Source organism: Psychroflexus sp. MES1-P1E (assembly GCF_002836055.1).
Taxonomy (GTDB): domain Bacteria; phylum Bacteroidota; class Bacteroidia; order Flavobacteriales; family Flavobacteriaceae; genus Psychroflexus.
On record NZ_PJBS01000201.1, the window covers coordinates 1 to 3,748 of the forward strand.

1 protein-coding gene is annotated in these 3,748 nt (G+C 30.3%); it reads right to left on the bottom strand.

The window, feature by feature from the left end; all coding sequences use genetic code 11:
* Positions 1 to 248: 248 nt before the first annotated feature.
* Positions 249 to 3,647, bottom strand: coding sequence for a VIT domain-containing protein (locus tag CXF67_RS08630; protein WP_102088392.1), 3,399 nt, complete (start codon positions 3,645 to 3,647; stop codon positions 249 to 251).
* Between the last annotated feature and the right edge of the window lie 101 nt (positions 3,648 to 3,748).

Sequence of the window (3,748 nt, forward strand, 5' to 3'; positions counted from 1 at the left end):
ATAAGGAAAGTTGCGTTTTTAAGAACCTAATTTAGTAAATAAAAACCGAATAGAAGATCTGCGAGGATTTTCCTAAGTAGGCGAGGACTAGCCATTAATTATACACGGTGTAGGCAGTAGTTTTATTATTCAAATTCTTAAATCTCATTGAATCCAATAATTACTATTATTCTTTCAAAACCTTAAATTTCTTTGAACTTTGATGTTCTCTTGAGTAGTTTTTGTTAATTCTATAACAATACCAGCCATCATTTTTTAATTTCTAAACGACCTATTTCAATTTCATCATCTTCGCTATCTAAACGATAAACATTAGTTTTTTTAGATTCATTTTTATTACCATAGTTATTAAAAATTGTAATTTTAAGGAAAGTGGGGCCAGATATTTTCTGTACTTCATCTGAATAATAATCTATAAAAAATTTGTATTCACCTTTCACAGCATTTTTAAGTAAAAACTCTTCAGGACCAAATCCTTCCGTCATATCAGTAGATAATCTACCTCCAATTTTAGTTTTAATATGTTCATAAGAACATTTTTCTTTGTTTGGGTCAAGAATCCAAAGGTCAATATCAGTATCGTTGTGATTCCAATCTATCACAACTCTTAAGTCTACATTGGTATTTTTGATATACTTTTTATCAACTGCATTCAAATTTAATTGCTCATGATATTTATTTATCAAATTATTCATTTCAACAAATGCAATGGCCTCTATTCCTTCAAACCTTCTTGCCATATCCTTTTCCAAAAGTTCACCATTGACAATTTTATAAAATAAATCCAACGCCTTTTGATATTCACCAATTTCTTGATATGAAAGTGCCAAATCCCTGTAAGATTGAATATCTTCTGGTCTTAAATCTAAAATCTCTTCATACATATAAATGGCCATTTCATATTCCTTAAAGTATTCTAATTTATAGGCCATAGCTCTTAATAATTCATAATTATCAATATCTATTTCAGCGATATTGGTAAGTATTTGAATAGCAATTTCAGATTCCTTTATTTTTTCAAAAAAATCGGCAACATCTATATAAAAAGCTGGCAGATTTTTATAAGTATCACGAAGCTTTAAATAAGATTCATAAGCTTGCTCTGTTGACTTTGTTTTGTTTAATTCTTTGAGATAAGGTGAATCAGCACTCCAAGCCTTCAATTCAATTGTATCATCAATTCTTTCTTCAAGCTCTTGTATCCGTTCAAAATGCTCTTCAGACCCTTGTTTTGTCTTTATAATTACAACTCCAGACGAAGCTCTTGAACCATAAAGTGCTGTTGCTTGTTCTGCCTTTACTACATATATACCTTCAATATTATCAGCGTCCAACTCTGGTTTTTTGTCTACAGCTATTCCGTCTACAATATATAATGGGGTACTATTTGCTCCTAAACTACTAACTCCACGAATATTTAGACTTACTTCATCACTTTCAATTACTTCTGAATCTTGTACAATTTGAACCCCAGCAATTCTGCCAGATAGTTGATCATTTATAGAACCATAGCCAACTACAACCACCTCCTCTAAGGAGTTTTCATCAGAAGTCATTTCTAAATCAATTATATTATTACTGCTGACAGTTTTTTCTATAGTTATCATACCCAAAAAATTGTATGTGATTATATCACCTATGTATGCATTCAGAGCATAATTACCATCGAAATCTGTAACTGTACCAGTTGAAGTTCCTTTGATTACTATATTAACTCCAGGCAGTGGTGGTCCTTCAAGTTCCGTTACTGTTCCTTTAATTATTGGCCTAGAATGGTCAATTGAAATATTATTACTGATATTATAGTTAGTCTCTTGAGAGTTATTATTCCCTATATTATTGTTTTGAGTTTGGTTCTCTATATCAGTGGGATTAATTCCTTTTTTTGTTTCTTTTTTAAACTCAAATTTGTTTCCCCACCATTTAGATAAATCTTCATATTCTTCAGATATTCCTTCTTTAAGTGCTCTCAATTGTTCTTTCCTAGAGTCTTTATCATTTCTATGTTCCGATACCAAACGATTATATTCTTCTTGTAATTCTTTGGGAGGCGTTATCTCATAGCGAACATAATCTTCAACTCTATCAAGTACTATCAATGAAGTATAGGGAGAAATTAATTGATAATCTTTACTCAAATCAATTATTAGTTTTTTATTCTTCTCTTTCTCTATGATTAATGAGCTAAGTTTCTTTTGTGCCCATATTCTTTTAATTTGTTCGTTCTCCGTGTTGCTCGAATTCAAAACATATTCAATTGTCTCAGAGGTCACATTGCCATAGCCAAAATGCATTAATACCTTGTCACCATCGTTAAAGTTCTTGCCAGAAATTGAAAAATCATTTTTCAGAGTAGCAATATAATTAGGATATATTTCAATCTTTTTTTCCGAAGTTTGACTTGTTCCTAAAAAACGATAAGTATCATATTTTAATAAATTAACTGCTTGGTCTTTACTCACATTATTTAGATTAATATAGTTGCCACCAGAAGATGTACATATTTGGTCCAAATAATTATGGTTAGATGTAACTAGACTATTAACAACATAAACTGGTTTTTTGAAAGTGTTATTAAACTTTCCAAGATTATCTAAACCATCCGTAAACAATAAGTATGTATCAGTTTTGTTATTAGTAGACAGGATGTTTTTATAGGAAGTACCACCATCATAGTTTGTATCTTCTAATTCAAGTTTTATCTGGGTCCAATCACCTTTTTTAACGATGAATTTTTCTTTTGATTTTACGGTATTACTAAAATCTATAAGAGTCACATTTACATTTTGCAAGTATTCGAAAAAAGTATCTAATAAGGCCAATTCAGTCTTAATATCTCTGCTTCTCATAGAATACGATGAATCCCAATAAAGTTCAATGTTTTTAGGTTTTCTTTTGGACTTTTTACTTGGTTCTAAAACCTTATAGATATAGAAATAATCTTCGGATGCTATTATTTTTTCCTTTTCAATATCAATTGGTATTTTAATAATTAAGGACTTGTTTGGTGTATAATTTTCTTTGGAAGTTTTAGCAATATAACTTTGTTGCCAAGAATCAAAATTAAAGTTTTCAAACCCTCCCTGTTCAATAAAGGGCTTTATGGTTTGTTCGTAGACAACCATTTCAAGTTTAAAATTGTCTAATCTTTCTTTGAAATACAGTGGAAGCTGGAAGTAATGACTATCGTTGTTTAATATAAGCTCCTGCTCATAACTTAAAACAACTCTTTTGGTCCCTTTGGCTGGAATAGGATATATTCTTGCTTTGTAATTGTTTCCTTTTGTTTGCTCCAGCAATGCTGGGTCAATATTTTGCCTTATTGTAGTTTCAAATGCAACTCTACCTATTTCCTTTTCCACAACAACAGACTCTCGAAGCTCTCCATTTAAATCTAGTGCAAATCGAGATACACTTTGATTTTGACCCAATGGGAACGATAATTCTCCTTCCAAAACCCTGTCATATGGATTATAAAATATCATATCGTATGTGGTTGTAGCCATGTTTCCGATAACTTCTACCTTTATTTCAAGGTTCCTTAATCCTAAACTATCTTTTTCTACTTTGATGTTGGGAAAGCTTTGCGAGTATGAAATATTTGCTAAGAGTACTATAAACCAAAAAAGTTTAATGTTTTTTTTCATATGATATATTTATTGCTTGATATCTATTTCAAATCAAGGGAATATAATTACTATTCATCAAAGTAAACAGAGACCATAATTTGTTTTATTTCAATTATTAT

Excerpts from the sequence above, each read along its gene's own strand:
- CXF67_RS08630 (WP_102088392.1), bottom strand. The coding sequence starts at position 3,647 with ATGAAAAAAAACATTAAACTTTTTTGGTTTATAGTACTCTTAGCAAAT.